The organism is Cellvibrio sp. (genome assembly GCF_039207905.1).
GTDB lineage: Bacteria > Pseudomonadota > Gammaproteobacteria > Pseudomonadales > Cellvibrionaceae > Cellvibrio.
Genome location: NZ_JBCECX010000010.1, coordinates 78,492 through 94,737, shown reverse-complemented (window position 1 = coordinate 94,737; position 16,246 = coordinate 78,492). Strand labels below are relative to the sequence as shown.

The 16,246-nt window shown below is 48.3% G+C and carries 17 protein-coding genes; 9 read left to right on the top strand and 8 right to left on the bottom strand.

The annotated features are described in order from the left end of the window. Positions 1-9 precede the first annotated feature (9 nt). Positions 10-717, bottom strand: coding sequence for a hypothetical protein (locus AAGC78_RS08025; protein WP_435783544.1), 708 nt, complete (start codon positions 715-717; stop codon positions 10-12). Positions 718-838: 121 nt separating this feature from the next. On the opposite strand from AAGC78_RS08025, the gene AAGC78_RS08020 reads away from it, so the two are divergent. Further along, positions 839-1,546 (top strand): alpha/beta fold hydrolase, encoded by a 708-nt coding sequence (locus AAGC78_RS08020; protein ID WP_435783543.1) that lies wholly within the window; start codon positions 839-841, stop codon positions 1,544-1,546. A gap of 560 nt (positions 1,547-2,106) precedes the next feature. Here AAGC78_RS08020 and AAGC78_RS08015 read toward each other — a convergent pair. Both AAGC78_RS08015 and AAGC78_RS08010 read right to left on the bottom strand, forming a co-directional pair. Next, positions 2,107-2,382: a hypothetical protein gene (locus AAGC78_RS08015; RefSeq protein ID WP_435783542.1), complete on the bottom strand. Its 276-nt coding sequence runs from the start codon at positions 2,380-2,382 to the stop codon at positions 2,107-2,109. A 37-nt stretch (positions 2,383-2,419) separates the two neighbouring features. After that, entirely contained in the window at positions 2,420-2,926 is a 507-nt protein-coding gene (locus AAGC78_RS08010; protein ID WP_435783541.1) for a DUF3087 domain-containing protein, read from the bottom strand. A 342-nt stretch (positions 2,927-3,268) separates the two neighbouring features. Between AAGC78_RS08010 and AAGC78_RS08005 the strand changes: the two genes are divergently transcribed. Next, a complete protein-coding gene (locus AAGC78_RS08005; RefSeq protein WP_435783540.1) occupies positions 3,269-4,261 on the top strand; it encodes a hypothetical protein in 993 nt (330 codons plus the stop codon). Positions 4,262-4,301: 40 nt separating this feature from the next. On the opposite strand, the gene AAGC78_RS08000 is transcribed toward AAGC78_RS08005, so the two are convergent. The 5 genes from AAGC78_RS08000 to AAGC78_RS07980 form a co-directional block, all read right to left on the bottom strand. Continuing rightward, positions 4,302-4,547, bottom strand: a complete 246-nt coding sequence (locus tag AAGC78_RS08000; RefSeq protein WP_435783539.1) for a Rho-binding antiterminator — start codon at positions 4,545-4,547, stop codon at positions 4,302-4,304. Position 4,548: 1 nt separating this feature from the next. Next, on the bottom strand, positions 4,549-5,718 hold the full coding sequence (locus tag AAGC78_RS07995) for a sialidase family protein (RefSeq protein WP_435783538.1): 1,170 nt from the start codon (positions 5,716-5,718) through the stop codon (positions 4,549-4,551). 157 nt (positions 5,719-5,875) lie between these two features. After that, positions 5,876-6,970, bottom strand: coding sequence for an NADH:flavin oxidoreductase/NADH oxidase (locus tag AAGC78_RS07990; protein WP_435783537.1), 1,095 nt, complete (start codon positions 6,968-6,970; stop codon positions 5,876-5,878). 172 nt (positions 6,971-7,142) lie between these two features. Further along, positions 7,143-8,081, bottom strand: coding sequence for a LysR family transcriptional regulator (locus tag AAGC78_RS07985; RefSeq protein ID WP_435783536.1), 939 nt, complete (start codon positions 8,079-8,081; stop codon positions 7,143-7,145). A 41-nt stretch (positions 8,082-8,122) separates the two neighbouring features. Next, positions 8,123-9,292: an L-lactate dehydrogenase gene (locus AAGC78_RS07980; RefSeq protein WP_435783535.1), complete on the bottom strand. Its 1,170-nt coding sequence runs from the start codon at positions 9,290-9,292 to the stop codon at positions 8,123-8,125. 204 nt (positions 9,293-9,496) lie between these two features. Between AAGC78_RS07980 and fucP the strand changes: the two genes are divergently transcribed. The 7 genes from fucP to AAGC78_RS07945 all read left to right on the top strand — a co-directional run bounded on the left by fucP (position 9,497) and on the right by AAGC78_RS07945 (position 16,227). After that, complete coding sequence (fucP, locus tag AAGC78_RS07975; RefSeq protein ID WP_435783534.1) at positions 9,497-10,765, top strand: L-fucose:H+ symporter permease; 1,269 nt, start codon at positions 9,497-9,499, stop codon at positions 10,763-10,765. Next, positions 10,762-11,607, top strand: coding sequence for an amidohydrolase family protein (locus tag AAGC78_RS07970; protein ID WP_435783533.1), 846 nt, complete (start codon positions 10,762-10,764; stop codon positions 11,605-11,607). The genes fucP and AAGC78_RS07970 overlap by 4 nt, the downstream gene beginning before the upstream one ends. Before the next feature lie 151 nt (positions 11,608-11,758). Then, entirely contained in the window at positions 11,759-12,565 is an 807-nt protein-coding gene (locus AAGC78_RS07965; RefSeq protein WP_435783532.1) for an IclR family transcriptional regulator, read from the top strand. Between the two features lie 227 nt (positions 12,566-12,792). After that, positions 12,793-13,845, top strand: a complete 1,053-nt coding sequence (locus tag AAGC78_RS07960; RefSeq protein WP_435783531.1) for an aldo/keto reductase — start codon at positions 12,793-12,795, stop codon at positions 13,843-13,845. 32 nt (positions 13,846-13,877) lie between these two features. After that, on the top strand, positions 13,878-14,225 hold the full coding sequence (locus AAGC78_RS07955) for a UxaA family hydrolase (protein WP_435783530.1): 348 nt from the start codon (positions 13,878-13,880) through the stop codon (positions 14,223-14,225). Further along, a complete protein-coding gene (locus AAGC78_RS07950) occupies positions 14,222-15,439 on the top strand; it encodes a UxaA family hydrolase (protein WP_435783529.1) in 1,218 nt (405 codons plus the stop codon). Before AAGC78_RS07955 ends, AAGC78_RS07950 begins: the two co-directional genes overlap by 4 nt. A gap of 59 nt (positions 15,440-15,498) precedes the next feature. Next, positions 15,499-16,227, top strand: coding sequence for an SDR family oxidoreductase (locus AAGC78_RS07945; protein WP_435783528.1), 729 nt, complete (start codon positions 15,499-15,501; stop codon positions 16,225-16,227). Positions 16,228-16,246 lie beyond the last annotated feature (19 nt).

Below are 16,246 nucleotides of genomic sequence, written 5' to 3'. Positions count from 1 at the left end.
CGGGCTTTTTTAAAGATTACGTTTGCCTCGAATTATATTGATGTATTCAAGTTCATCCTTTGCGCGTTTGTCGCCTGAGTTTAGTGCCAGGCATTCTTTATATTTTTCCTCCGCTTCATTTAATTTTCCCAATTGAATCAGGTTGAAGCCAATACCTTGTTTGGCTCGCACAAACTCACTGGCTTTTAATACATCGGGAGAGTAGGTGGGAGCAGCCTCTTCAGCTTGGGTGAAATAATAAACCGCCTGATTCCAGTCGCGCCTTACTTGGTAGATATGACCAAGTGCGGATAAATACATTGCATTCATCGGCCCCATTCCAACTGCCTTTTTTAGCAGGAATTCTGCATCGCGAATTCTTCCGGTATTTAGGGCGATTGAGCCGCGCAAGTAATAAGCATCGGAGCAAACTATATCGCCCACTTCGGCTGCTTCATTTTTATTGGTAGACAGTACGGAATACATCAGGCTTTCAGCTGTCGTCCTCGATGTATATATCTTTTTGCCGTTAATCAGATATTTGTTCTCGCACTGTTTTATTGCCTCATCAAGTTCTATTGCAGCTTCGTTTACAAAACCTGATTGCATGTACTGGAGCCCTTGCTGGGCGTGAGCCTTATAGTCTTTGTTATAAGTTTGTGTGGCTTTGTTTGCGGGAGTAGTCGTACAGCCGTAAACTGTTGCAATTACCACAAAGGCGCATAATGTTTTTTTCATTGGTTCTCCTTGGTGATAAAGCAACAGTAGCGTGGGCGAAGAATTTTAAAACCCAACACTTTCTCTAAGAAAACAAAAGGCAGCAAATAATGTGCCTGCGAAAATTGATAAGAAGGATTCGATGCCTGTTAGCAATACAACACCGCTAGTGCTCATTCCCGGATTTATGCTCGATGAATCATTGTGGGATGAGTTCATCGAACTGCTTCCTGCAGGCAGGGAGATTCACCGCGCCAATTTGCGTGTAGGGCAAAGCATTTCTCAAATAGCAGAACATATTGCGCAAGGCGCACCCAAGCAATTTGTACTAGTCGGATTTTCTTTGGGTGGTTACATCGCAAGATCCCTAGTAGAGCAGTTTCCTGATCGCGTAGCCGCACTAATACTAATCGCCAGCTCGCTCCGCTCTGATACACCAGAACAAAAAAAGTTAAAAGAGGCTGCAGTCAAAGCATCTTCACAAAGTCGATTTAAAGGCTTGAGCACGCTAGCAATCACGAAGTCACTTCATCCGGACAGCGCTGGTGATAAGGTGCTGATTAACCGAATTCGCAACATGGGAATTCAATTAGGCTATGAAGAGTTCTCCAAACAATCAATGCTAGGCCGTGATTCGCTCGCACAACACCCAATTCAATGCCCGACATTAGTGATCGCCGCTGCACAAGATCAATTGCGTAGCCTTGAAGAATCCTACGAGCTAAGCAATGCTATTCCAGAATCACAAATTGAAATCATCGAAGGAACCGGACATATGATTCCGCTTGAGCAGCCTGAAGTGATGACAAAAGTTATTGTCGATTGGTTGGGGATGATTCGTCTAAATTAGTGTTAGCTATTTGACCATAAACAGAAGTTCAACGCCTATTTTTTTGGTGGAAAAATTGACACCTTAACACTTAAATTAAGCCGCACTGCAAGGCTATGTTGGCTTGGAACAACCTTTAGAGCGCAGATGGAAATACCATGCTATGGCGAAGGCTGTTCCTACAGCAGTGTAAACACTATGTAGTGCCCAAGCCCTTGACACGTACCACTCCAAATTGATTGGGTAGCTGGAAAGTACAAGGAGGCCAAGCCAAACTTCGATTGGACCTGATATTGCCCCCACAAAAATTCGAAGAAGCAATGAATATCTTCTGCGCAGAGCAATTTGGAAAGGCCAAGCAACCACGAGCAAGAACATGGCTGTGAGAATGATGCCAGCAGCTGTTGCTACCAATGTATCCAGAGATAAAGCGAAAGGCCATATATTAGGTGACATGAGAATCGCCCAAATTATAAAAGCAAGTGTTCCAAGTAAAGTCGATTGGATTATGAAAAATCGAATTAACATCCTGCCCCCCTCTTATCGTTAGGTTCACCTAAGTATGTGAATAGAACAACGCGTCATCCTTTTTTAATACGTACGACTTTCATAACTTCAAATGTAATGCCCGCGACAACTTGCTGTTCAGGGTAGTAGGTAATGTTCACTCTGGCACCTTTTAAACTTTGGTAATTGCCTTTGCGCTTGAATTTAAAAGGTGTATCGCAACCCTCTATCATTAACGTGTGCAAAATCCATTCGCCTTGCTCTCGTTGAATATGGGATACGACTTTCAATAGGTCGGAGTGATTGAGATTGTTATGTTTCTCTACCAGTTTTTTGGCGTCTGATTGCATGGTCATATTTACTTAATTAAGGTAGTGATAGAAAACGCTAAAACGCAGCTAATATTTTCTCGTCGTAATCATCTACCGATAAGGTTAGGTGGAATTTTTCGGCCAGACGATCAAGCTCATGTTGCTTAATTACCAGTGCATCCAGCGTGAGTGTATTGTCGTCTAGTTGCCACACCAATCGCGAACCGGCATAACTGAATTGCATCGCCAATAACGCATTTCTATCACCCTCAAGTGCTGCCGCTTCGATCTTTCGTATTTTTCGGGTTATCTTATTCAACGCCTGCTTCAGTTCCCAAACGTAAGTAACCTCACGCATATAATCGTGCTTGCGATATTTATTGAGTAGCCAACCAATAGTAACTGCACTGACTACTACGCCCAATAAGTTCCAATGAAAATGGCTGCCACTTTCATTGGGGAAAATAGCAATCAGGGTTTGCGACAACGCCAGACTACCTACTGCCAAGCTAACCGCACAGCTAATAAATACTATTTTTAAATGCTTGCGATAACGCGCTTTATCAATATCAATGAGTTGCATAAAATCCCGAATGAAGAGTTGAGCATATAACGAGTGAGCGGAGCGCTGCTTAGCTGAATCGCATGTTTAAAAAGTGAATGATATCGTTAGACTCTTAAAGCCACAAACTATTAATTTTCACTTAAAACAGACCCGCATTTGTGCCTGGATTCGGATTGTATTACGCAATATTACCTGTTTTGTGGTTGTCTATGCGCTTGACCTTTTGTGAAGAGAACCTAAAGTTCAATGCAGTCCTGCCGATAAAACTACTAGATATGTAGGCAGTAAGGCGTAGCTGAAAGTATTCAACTACTAAATATCGAAATTGTTTGATGAAGATTGATATATCAGGATGATCATATGAGCACAATTACAATCAGCAGCCTAAATATTAATAATCAAACGGCTAAATCTTCAGAAAATACTAGCCTCCAAGGTGTTGCAAACAACAATGCGGTAAATACACCACCTGCTGAAATGATATCAATTTATGATATATATGGCTTAAAAAAAGGGTTTAGCGAACAGTTAAGTTATAAAGATAAAGTGACTTTATCTCCTGTTGGCGTGATGTTGAGCGAAGCCCATCAACTGGCTGAATTAAATAGGGAAACCTGGGAAGAACCATCAAAAATATTTGAAACTGATGCTGATTTCAATGAGGCATTTAAAGAGGTTCAAAGTGAAAATGGAGATCTTGTATTTAGGCGATTTAATAAGGCCTATTTAGATCAGCTACAGAATGTTCCTGATGCGCTATTACTTTATGATCAAATGGGGCAGTCTGAAAAAAATAAGATTGTTATAACATTGGAAAAAGATTTAAATGAAATAGGTATGAAATTACAAACCATGGCAATGGATGAAAGAGATGCATCCATAGGTAATTCCATTTATAAAACATCCGATCTTTTTGATGCAAAGTCAAAGTTTTCTGAGCTGATTGAGAAGGAACATCCGCACCTTAAAGACGTAGATTTTGAGTTCACGTTAAAGGGAGATAAGATAGTCATTACTGGTGGGAAAATTAATGGCGTAGACCTATCACCCAAAGAACTATCCCAAATTGAAACGTTAGCGAATGGGAAAGAAGGAAAAGAATTAAAAGATGTCATGTTCTCTATCAGAGAAGAATCGGTTAATCACTACAATAAATACACAGAAGCTGGCCGCAAAGCGCCCTTAAGCTTAAATGATTTTGATCAACGATTTGGTGACTTTGGTGCTTATTTGAAATCATTCAAAAGTAGTGGCAATAACTACAAGTTTAAAGGCCCAGATGACCCGTCTACCTATCGCGTAGGCTATTTTTCCGGCGCAGCCGAGATGATGTCAGGAAGATTAGCGGCGTAGTAAGCTGTAATTACTGATATTAGATTGACAATAATAAGCTTTAGCTAAACTCCACAGCCTTAAGGTGTGGATTCTCAACTTGCACTTCCATTTTCTTTAAATCACTTAACACCACTAGCTGTTCTCCGGCTTCGGTTGTGATTTTTATGCACTCATCGCGATTATCATTTCGTTGAGTGTCTTGCGCGACACCTTCGATAACGTCGCCGGATTTAAGCGTGAGTTTTAGCGGATAGTGGTACATGCAGACAATTTCGATATAGTCGTGTTGGTTGCAGCTAATCATGTTATAGATCTCCGATCTCGACTGAGGTCACTTCGATATCTTCTTTGTTTACTGCGTAGCTAGTCCATACCCGATCATTCCAAACAATACTTTTGGGATAACTGTAGCCGGTGCGTTTGTATTTGCCTTGATAGAGCATAGGTGGTAATTCGGATTCGGCGCGCAATAAAAATGCTCTATCAAATAATTCGCCGTCTTTGCTGAGTGTGATTGTTAGCGGTGCGCGATTTTTATTCCCGCTGGGATTGTTAATTAAAAATGCATTTCCATTTGGCAAGTTACCTGCGCTTTGTTTTGCGCGGGAGTCGGGCATATTGGTTGCAGTTGGTGTTGACCAGGTTTTTCCGTTGTCATTGCTGCGGGCTGCCAACACAGTGAAGCTGCTGCCTTGATCGCGAAATACCATCACTGGTTGTGATTTTTTAGTTAGGAACCAACTGGGTTCCAGTTCGCGGCTGATACCGGGCTGATGTGGCAGGTTTTCCATGATGCCTTGAGTCCAACCACGCAGTCCGGTTTTGTCATCGGTGTAAAACGGTTTTGCGATTAAACCGGGTTGATGATGAATAGCGGTGAGGATTCTACCGTTGGGCAAGGTTTTTAAATCTTGTTCGATAACACCATCAACAGGTTTGCTTTGATGATCCAGCAGGTGCGCGGGTTGAGACCAGTGAATACCGTCTTCGCTGGTGATGTATTCCACGTATCCGCCTTTTGGTTGCATGTTGGTGGGCCAGACATTAATAAATGCAATCAACGTATTGCCATAACTCCACCAACCGCCGTTAGTGACCAGCGCATCTTTGCGCGCGACGACTAGCGTTTGTGGTTCGCTCCATGTATTGCCATCAATGCTACGGCTGTAAAGAATTTTTGTTTCGGGCGCATCTTCATCTTTCTGCGAACTTTGCCATTGGATAAATAATTCATTCTTGAACGGAAACAACACTGCGCCGTGGTTGTATTGTGCAGTGCCTGCTTCGGCTTTGAACACCAAATGGTGGCTGGCCGATTTTGGTTTTTGCAAGCCTAAATTATCGGTTTGGGATTTATCAAACAGTGAATCGGAAATAGAAAATGGTGCACGATTTTTTTCAACGGTTGTTGACGGTGCGCAAGCTGTTAATAGTATTGATAAAAGAAACGCTAAGCTAATTGTCCAATATTTCACTGTAATGCTCCCCGACCAAGATGAGTGCGACTATAACGCGCAGGAGAGGTGATGTTAAGTCCGCAGCCATTTGATAGCGATAAACTAAAAATCCCGCAGGTATTTAGCCTGCGGGATTTTTAGTTGTGCTTCTGATCAATCAAATGCTGTTGATTAATCAGGTTCTGTAACGTTCAAGCCAGTGTGCGTAAGGTGCAGGTAAAGTCCATGATGGTTTGTCCACGCCTAATTCGCGTGCGGCTTGATAAGGCCAGTGTGGATTGGCGAGATGTGGGCGGCCAATCATCACAATATCCAGTTGCTTATTTGCTACGGCTTGTTCTGCTAATGCAGGCGTGCTGAAGCCCCATGCGGATGAAACGGGTAGGTCGGCAGTGTTGCGAACTTTTTCGGCAATAGGTGCGAGGAATGCGGGTGCCCATGGGATGTTTGCATCGGGTGTGGAGAAGCCGACGCTCACGCTCAACATATCCAGACCGTTCTTGCGCAATTGTTTGGTTAGCTCGATGGATTCGGCGAGTGTTTCTTCATCGCGGCCATCATATTCAATCACACCGAAGCGTGCCGTTAGCGGCAAATTTTCTGGCCACACACCGCGCACTGCTGCGAGTGTTTCCAATAAAAAGCGGCTGCGGTTTTCAAGGCTGCCGCCGTATTCGTCGGTGCGCTTATTGGCGTGAGTGGAGAAAAAACTTTGCGCTAGATAACCGTGCGCAAAATGCAATTCCAACCATTCAAATCCAGCATCGCGTGCGCGTTGTGCTGCAGCGGCAAAATCAGCGCAGACGCGTTTGATATCGTCGATGCTCATTTCGTGCGGTGTTTTATCCAAATCGCCACCGAAGGCAACGGCTGATGGTGAAATGGTTTCCCAGCCGCGTGGATCATTCGCAGGGATGTGGTCGTCGCCTTCCCATGGGCGATTGGCGCTGGCTTTGCGGCCGGCGTGTGCGATCTGGATGCCGGGAACGGCACCGGCTTTTTTAATCGCGCTGGCGATTTGTGCGAGACCGGCGGCGTGTTCGTCGCTCCACAAACCTAAGCAGCCGGGAGAGATGCGGCCTTCTGGTGATACTGCGGTGGCTTCGACAATCACCAAGCCTGCACCACCGCGCGCAATGCTGCTGTAGTGCGCAAGATGCCAGTCGTTGCTGAAACCGTCGGTCGCCATGTATTGGCACATGGGCGGCACGGCGATGCGATTGCGTAATTCAACATCCTTGAGTTTGAAACGGGTAAAAAGTGCGGACATGAGAGTCTCCAGAGGAAAACAGGTTTTACTGCAAGATTCGTAATGAGGTTTGTAGAATCGAATTCATGGAGTGCAGATTAACCTCTCCTCAGGTATATAAAAATTCTTATTTTCTTATGGTTGCCATCAGGAAATTTTATATCTGAAGATGTTTGAGTGAATCCTGATCTGACTAGTCGGTTATAAATAATTCAAACAGCAGATCGCGCACCCAGCGGTGGGCGGGATCTTTATGGGTGCGTTCGTGCCACGCAGCCACTAGCGCATAACCTTCAACCTTCAAGGGAGTTTCTTGCATTACCAATCCGTCGAGATGTTCAACCAGACGTTTGGGCACAACGGAAATCAAGTCGCTGGCGCGGACGATATTGGTCATCACTAAAAAAGATTTTACCGAAAGCATCACTTGCCGTTCGCGCCCGATTTTTGCGAGGGCTTCATCGGTCGCGCCGCTAAAACAACCACCGTTGTAAGAGAAAAGTGCGTGCTCAAGATTGCAGAATTCATCGAGCGTTAAAGGTGCTTTTGCCGCGGGATGTTGGTCGCGCATCACGCACACGTATTCTTCATCGAACAAGCGGCGCGCATGTAAATCGGGTGGACTATTTGCGGGGCTTAATAGCACCAATTGGATATCACCGCGCTCCAATTGCGCATGCAAACTTTCATTTTCAATTGGCAGCAATGCCACGCGAATATTCGGCGCGCGCTTTTTTAATTCCAGCACAAAAGGTACAGCCACCGCTTGCAATGCGTAGTCGGTTGCGGCGATGGATAAGGTCGTTTTTGCCGTAAGCGGATCGAATTCAGCGGGCGTAAGCAGCACAGCAATTTCCGCCAAAACTTGCTTGACCGGTGCAGCTAATTCCAACGCACGTTGGGTGGGCACAACCCCGCGCTGTGAGCGCACAAACAGTGGATCGTTAAAGCTCTCGCGCAAGCGCGTCAGCATGCCGCTCATCGCTGGTTGGGTGAGCGATAAGCGCTCGGCCGCGCGCGTTACGCTGCGCTCATCCAGCAATGCGTCCAGTGCTTTCAATAAATTCAGGTCGATGTTTTTTATGTCGCGCATCAGGTTCACATCCGGCGAATAGAGGTTGTCAGTATGCACCACTTTCGCCGGAATTTTTCATCGCGCTTTTGGTGGGATTTTTAAACAGTCTCGCGCAGAAGTTTTTCGGTAGTAGCCAACATACTGGCATTAATATCGGCGACTTTGGTGCAGCCGGATAACGCCATGGCTACACGCATTTCTTTGGCAAAGAGTTCGATAATTTCTTTCACGCCGCGTTTTTGTCGCGCCGCCAATGCGTACACCCAAGGGCGGCCGATCATCACCATTTTTGCGCCCAGCGCCATAGCGCGGACGATATCCAAGCCGGAGCGCACGCCGGAATCGAGAATCAGGCTTAGGTCATCGCCAACGGCATCGGCGATGCGCGGCAGGGCTTTGATCGAGGAGAGTGCACCGTCCAATTGGCGGCCGCCGTGGTTGGAGACGATCAAACCATCGCAACCGATGGCTTTGGCTTGTTTGGCATCATCGGCATCGAGAATACCTTTGATAATAAACTGGCCGTCCCATTCGGCCCGGATGCGGTCGATATCATCCCAAGTTACCGTAGGGTCAAAGTTCGCGCCCAGCCACGCCCAGAAATCATCGATACCCGCTTTCTCACCCAGCACCGGCACTATGTTGCCCAAGCAGTGCGGGCGACCGAGCAGGCCGACATCCCACGCCCAGTGAGGTTTGGTCAGGACTTGTCCGACGCGGGTGAGTTTGCGTTGCCACAGACTGCCGCCTGATAAACCCGAGCGCATATCGCGATAGCGTGTGGCGGGCACCGGCATATCAACGGTGAATAACAAGGTGTTTGTGCCAGCGGCTTTGGCGCGCGCGAGCATTTCGCGCAGGAAGCCGCGGTCGCGGATCATATACAGCTGAAACCAGATCGGGTTGTTAACGCCCGCGCGCACTTCATCAATGGAGCAGGCCGATACCGTCGACAAACAAAAAGGAATGCCTGCTTCCTCTGCTGCTTGCGCCGCTTGTACTTCGCCGCGTCGCGCATTCAAACCGGCAATCCCTACGGGCGATAATCCCAGCGGCAGCGAAAAATCCTGGCCGAATAAATGGGTATTAGTAGATATGTTGGAAACATCGCGCAACACTCGTTGGCGCAGAGCGATTTGTTGCAAATCGAGCTGGTTATTGCGCAGTGTTGTTTCGCTGAAAGCGCCGCCGTCGATGTACTCAAACAGGAAGTGGGGCAGGCGTTTGCGCGCAAGGGTGCGGTAGTCGTCGATACTGGCCAGGATCATAGGGATAAACTCGCATAAAAATTGTTATAGTTGCTATGACTCTATGTTAGCATCTTTTATGTATAAACCTGCTTTTACGCATGAATCCGTAAGGCGTTTTTATACTGACTAGAAGCTCACTCGAATGAGCGCTCTCCATCCTAATAATGACAATGTGGTAGTGACTTACGCGGCTTGATCGCGGGCGTACCCAATGGAGCTGTAATGAACAATAACGATAAACCTGTAAGCCTGCTGTTGCCGTTAATCCTGATTATCAGCCTGTTCTTTTTGTGGGGCATGGCCAATAACCTCAACGATATTTTGATTACCCAGTTCAAAAAGGTATTCACCCTCTCGGACTTCAAGGCCGGGTTGGTGCAGTCCGCCTTTTATACCGGCTATTTTGTGTTCTCGATTCCCGCTGCGCTCTGGATGAAACGCTACGGCTACAAAGCCGCTGTGGTGTTCGGCCTGCTGTTGTATGCGGCGGGCGCATTTCTGTTTTATCCCGCTGCGGTAGAGCGCGAATATGTGTTGTTCCTCGGCGCGCTTTTTGTGATCGCCAGCGGCCTCGCATTTTTGGAGACCTCCGCCAATCCGCTGATTGTGGCCATGGGGGATCCGGCTACTGCCGAGCGTCGGCTCAACTTTGCGCAATCGTTTAATCCCTTTGGTTGCATTGCGGGGATTTTGATTGGGCGCGAATTTATTCTCTCCGGCAATGAACCGACAGTTGAAGAGCTGGCGGTGATGAACGCTGAGCAGCTGGAGCAGTTTTATCAGTTTGAATCCCAAGCGGTGCAGGGGCCTTATCTGGTGATTGGTTTGGTGGTGCTCGCCTGGGCGTTGTTGGTGCTGGCGGTGAAGTTTCCGCGCATCGCCACTCAAGCTGCGACGGATGAAACCGGCAGCTGGCGCGATTACAAAACCCTGCTGCGCAACCGCGAATTTATGTTTGGCGTAATGGCGCAGTTCTTTTATGTGGGCGCGCAGGTGTGCATTTGGAGTTTCCTGATCCGTTACGGACAAGAAGCGGTGCCGGGTACGGGCGAGAAAACCCTCGCGAATTATCTGATGGGGTCATTGGTCGTCTTTATGATTGGCCGGTTTGTGGCGACGGCATTGATGGTGCGCTTCCGCGCCGCTTGGCTGATGTGGATTTACGCCCTCGCCAATGTTGCTCTCTGTGCGTTTGCGATTCTCGTTCCCAGTCATTCCGGCCTGCTGGCCTTGGCAGCGACCAGCTTTTTTATGTCGCTGATGTTCCCCACTATTTTTGCCCTGAGTGTGAAAAACCTCGGATCTTTGGCAAAAGCCGGTTCGGCGCTGGTGGTGATGGCGATTATCGGCGGCGCGGTGCTCACGGCGATTATGGGATTGGTGTCGGACATGAGTTCGATCCACCTCGCGGTCGCTGTGCCGCTGGTGAGTTTTGTGGTGATTGCGATTTACGCGCGCAGCCGCGATAAGGCTGAAGCGGGTTTATCGTGATCGATGCCCATCAACATTGCTGGCAAATTGGGCAACACGGTTGCTGCTGGCCGACGCCGGATCTGAACGCGATCTACCGTGATTTTGCATTGGAGGATTTAACGCCCATTGCAATTGCCAACGGCGTAACCGGTTCGGTGTTGGTGCAAACCCAACAAAGCGATGCGGATACTGATTATTTGTTGGCGTTGTCTGAGCAATCTGATTTTGTTAAAGCGGTTGTCGGCTGGGTTGATCTCGCTTCACCAGATGCGCCTGAGCGTATCGCACATTTGGCGCAGCATCCCAAAATGCGCGGCCTGCGCCCGATGCTGCAATGCCTGCCGGAAGACGATTGGATTTTACGCCCGGAACTTGAACCTGCTATCGCGGCGATGAAGCGCCATCAATTAAGTTTTGATGCACTGGTTTACACCCGCCATTTACCGTATCTGGAAACTTTCGCGCGCCGTCATCCTGATTTACCGATTGTGATTGATCACGCGGCCAAGCCGGCGATTATCGGCAATGATCAACCGGCGGATGATTGGTGCGCCGCACTTGCGCGCATCGCTGCACTCCCTTCTATTTATTGCAAGATTTCTGGTTTATCTACCGAAGCGGGGAAGGATCAAGGCGAGCTGGCATTGGCGCCCTATATAAAATATTTGGTCGATATTTTTGGGGCAGAGCGGTTGATGTGGGGTAGCGACTGGCCTGTCATGGGTTTGGCGCCAAACAAGCAGCTCGCTACCTATAAAAATTGGCTTAATCTTGTTGATCATGTACTTAGTGGGTATGGATCAATCAAAAATGAAAAGGTTTTTATAGGTACAAGTTTACGTTTTTATCGAATTACGTAAAGTGGAACGCCTTCTGAAAAATTCTATGGGTAAAATCCGGCCGTGACTTGGATAAAGTTTAGCCCCGAGTGATGTTCCGCTGCATCTGCAAGGCTTCATAAAACAACAACGGAATGACGACCACTAAAATACTAATAATGAGAAAGACACTATGACTTCTATGATGACGAAAGAACTCGACAATGCCCAACTGGAAACTGCCGAGGAATCCGAGCGTAAATACCGTGCCCCCGCGTTAGAAAAAGGCCTGGATATTCTCGAATTGCTCGCGCGCAACTCATCCCCCATGACTACTTCACAAATGGCCACCGCACTCGGGCGCTCTGTGAGTGAATTGTTCCGTATGGTACTCGCGCTCGAATACCGCGGCTTTATCACCCAGATGCCCGATGGCCGCGATGGCTACATGCTCACCAACAAACTCTTCACCCTCGGTATTTCACAGGGCACCGCCAAAACCCTGCTGGAAGTTGCTTTGCCGGTGATGAAGGAATTGACCCGCGAACTGGGCCAGTCCTGCCACTTGGTGGTTCCGTCTGGCGACCAGATAGTGGTTGTCGCCCGTCTCGAAAGCCCGATGGACCTTGGTTTCTCCGTCCGCGTTGGCTATCGCCGTCGCTTGATCGACACCAACTCCGGTGCGCTGCTCTACGGTTTTGCCACGCCGGATGTACAAGCTGGCTGGTTGCCACTGCTGTCGGCGACTGTGGATCTGGAGCGTATTGAGCGCTTCCTCGCCAAGGCGCGCAAAGGGGTTGATCTGGGCTATATCCAGCTCGCCAGTGACTTCGTGGATGGTGTGACGGATTTCTGCGTGCCGATTATTGGTGTGCATGGCGCATCTGCCGTATTGATAATTCCGTTTATCCACATCAAATCCCAGGCGATTAGTACTGATCGCGTGTTGGAGCGCTTGCTGCAAGCCGCAGACAAAATCTCCCACGGGTTGATCGACTAAGGTTTTTCCCTCGCTTTTCGCAAGAGGCCGACTCAAGCAGTCGGCTTTTTTGTGGGCGTTCAAAAAACAGACAAAAAAACAAACTAACAATTGACGATCTTTTTACAAAAAGTCTAAATAACTATATGTGAATCCTGACGGCCTTCGGCTAGAATGATTTTTTACTGGCAGTTCTTGTTTCAATAATAAAAGTTAAAAATAAAAACCTGATTATAAAAAGAGGCTGTGTGGATAAGTTCAAACTTCTTCCAACGCGTACTTTTGGACGTAGCACCCTGCCTATGTCCTTGCTGGGCTTCGGCGCAGCACCGATTGGCAACCTTTACCAACCCTTAAGTGATGCACAAGCCGCTAGCGCGGTGAAGTCGGCGCTGGATTCTGGCATCCGTTATTTCGATACCGCGCCCCACTACGGTTTTGGTTTGAGTGAATCCCGGCTCGGGGCTGCGCTTGCCAAGAATCCGGTAGCTGAGCCGGTAATCATCTCCACCAAAGTCGGGCGCTTGTTGGTGCCGAGCAGTTCAACTGCGTCGGTGCGTCATGGTTTTGCCGATGCGCCACCATTGGAACCGCGTTTTGATTACAGCTACGACGGCGTAATGCGCTCGTTTGAATCGAGCTTGAAACGCTTGCGCCGCAAACACATCGATATTTTGCTCGCCCATGATTTAGGGCCACTCACTCATGGCGCTGATCATCCCGCGCGCTTTCGCGAATTTATGGATGGCGGCTACCGCGCGATGAATGAATTAAAAGCGGCGGGGCAGGTGACGGCGATTGGCCTTGGCACCAATGAATGGCAGATCTGTGAGGCGGCGTTAAAGCATGGCGATTTTGATGGCTTCTTGTTGGCTGGCCGCTACACCTTGCTGGAGCAAAGCGCCTGGGAAAGTTTTCTGCCGCTATGCGCGCGGCGCGGTGCATCGGTGATTCTCGGTGGCCCGTTTAATTCCGGCATTTTGGCAACGGGCGTTAAAAGTACCGATATCGCGAGCGGCAAAATCCCGTTGCATTACAACTATGAACCAGCGCCGCAAGCGATCATTGATCGGGTCGCGCAATTGGAAACCGTGTGCGAAGAATTTGCCGTGCCGCTCGCCGCAGCTGCGTTGCAATTTCCCATCGCCCATCCACAAATTTGTTCAGTGTTGGCTGGCCTCGCTACCGATACCCAGGTGCAACAAGCATTGGAATGGATGAATACACCGATTCCCGGGGAACTCTGGCAGCAATTGCGTGAGCGTGAGTTGTTACATCCAGCTGCGCCGACACCGGCCTAATTTTTTGTTTCTTTTATTTTTCAGGATTACGTATGACGCAATCTGCCGATTCCGGGGCGCAACAAAAACCAGCCATAGCGCCGGTGATCTTGCTGCACCCGGATGACAATATTCTGGTGTGCGTAAAACAATTTCATCCGGGTGATGAAATCAGTATCGATGGTGAAAAACTTATCAGCGAAATTGACATCGCTGTCGGTCACAAAATTGCGCGCGTGAATTTGCAGCAGGGCGATAAAGTTTATCGCTACGGCGCGCCCATTGGCTCCATGACTGAAGCCGTTGCAAAAGGTGCGCATGTACATATGCACAATATGAAAAGTGATTACATTCCGAGTCACACCCGCACTCGCCAGAATAAAGACAGGAGTGAGTCGTGAATAATAATGTGAGTTTCAATGGCTGGTTGCGCGCCGATGGTCGCAAGGGCATCCGCAACGTGATTGTGGTGGCCTATTTGGTTGAATGCGCTCATCACGTTACGCGCCGCATCGTGAATCTTATCGATGACATTGATGTGCATTTAATTGGTTTCCCCGGTTGTTATCCCAATCAATACGCCTACGACATGATGCGCGCTGTGTGCACGCATCCCAATATCGGTGGTGCGCTTTTAGTATCGCTCGGTTGCGAAAGTATGAATCGCGAAAAATTATTGCGCGATATTCTCGCCACTAATCGCCCCGCTGAATTATTGGTTATTCAGGAAACAGGCGGAACCAAAGCAACAATCGATGCGGGTATCGCAGCCGTAAAACGTTTGCAAAGCGAAGCCGAAAAAGTGGCGCGCGTGCCCATGTATTTACATGAATTAATTGTTGGGACTATATGCGGCGGCTCCGACGGTACCAGCGGCATCAGTGCTAACCCTGCCGTTGGTCGTTGCTTCGATGCCTTAGTCGCAGCCGATGCAATTTGTATTTTTGAAGAGACCGGCGAATTAATTGGCTGCGAAACCATTATGGCGGATCGCGCCATCACGCCAGAGTTGGGCGAGGAAATTGAAGCCTGTGTTGCCAAGGCCGAGCACTATTATCGCGTAATGGGCTTCGGCAGTTTCGCACCGGGCAATGCCGATGGCGGATTAACGACGCTCGAAGAAAAATCCATGGGCGCTTATTCAAAGTCCGGTTCATCACCCATTAGCGGTTTGATTAAACCTGGCGATATTCCACCCGCAGGTGGTTTGTATTTATTGGATGTAGTGCCCGATGGCGAGCCGCGTTTTGGTTTCCCGAATATTTCCGACAACGCCGAAATCATCGAATTAATTGCCTGTGGTTCTCACGTCATTCTATTTACCACCGGACGCGGCTCCGTTGTGGGTTCCGCTATATCGCCAGTGATAAAAGTTTGCGCCAATCCGGAAACCTATCGTCGCCTCGCCGGCGATATGGATGTCAACGCAGGCCGCATACTGGAAGGTGAAGCAACACTGGATGAGGTTGGCGAAGAAATTTTACAAAACGTAATCGATGTTGCCTCCGGCAAACGCAGTGTTTCAGAAGAGTTAGGCCACCAGGAATTTATCCTGACATACAAGGCATTTGAACCCATCGGCCCCAGTTGTTTGCCGGTGCGCAGAATCGCCTGATTTTTATAACCACTGTGCGGCTGATTGTTATGCGAGCCGTCTTACAAAAATAAATAATTATGAAACGACTGGAAGGTAAAACCGCATTAATTACCGCTGCCGCGCAAGGCATAGGGCGCGCAAGCGCAGAGCTATTTGCCGCTGAAGGCGCGCGCGTTATTGCAACGGATATTAATATCAATGCGCTTAGCGAATTGGTTGCTTGCGAGACGCGCAAGCTGGACGTATTAAAGAACGATGAAGTTATCGCGCTCAGCAAAGAGCTTGGCGGCATCGATATTTTATTTAACTGCGCCGGCTTTGTGCACAGCGGAACTATTTTGGATTGCGATGAAAATGATTGGAATTTTTCATTCGATTTAAATGTAAGTTCCATGTATCGCATGATCCGCACGTTTTTGCCCGGGATGGTTGAGCGTGGCGGCGGCTCTATTATCAATATGTCATCGGTTGCCAGTTCCATTAAAGGTGCGCCCAATCGTTTTGCTTACGGCATGACAAAAGCAGCGGTTATCGGCATGACGAAAGCAATCGCTGCGGATTTTGTTACCCAAGGCATTCGCTGCAATGCAATTTGTCCGGGCACAGTGCAAACGCCGTCGCTTGAGCAGCGTTTGCATGCAACTGGCGATTACGAAACCGCCTATAAAAATTTTGTCGCACGCCAACCTATGGGGCGTTTAGGCACTGCCCGTGAAATGGCAGAGCTGGCACTTTATCTGGCGAGCGACGCATCGGCATTTACCACTGGCACCATCAATATCATTGATGGTGGTTGGAGCAATTAATTTTTTTGGAAGCTTATAT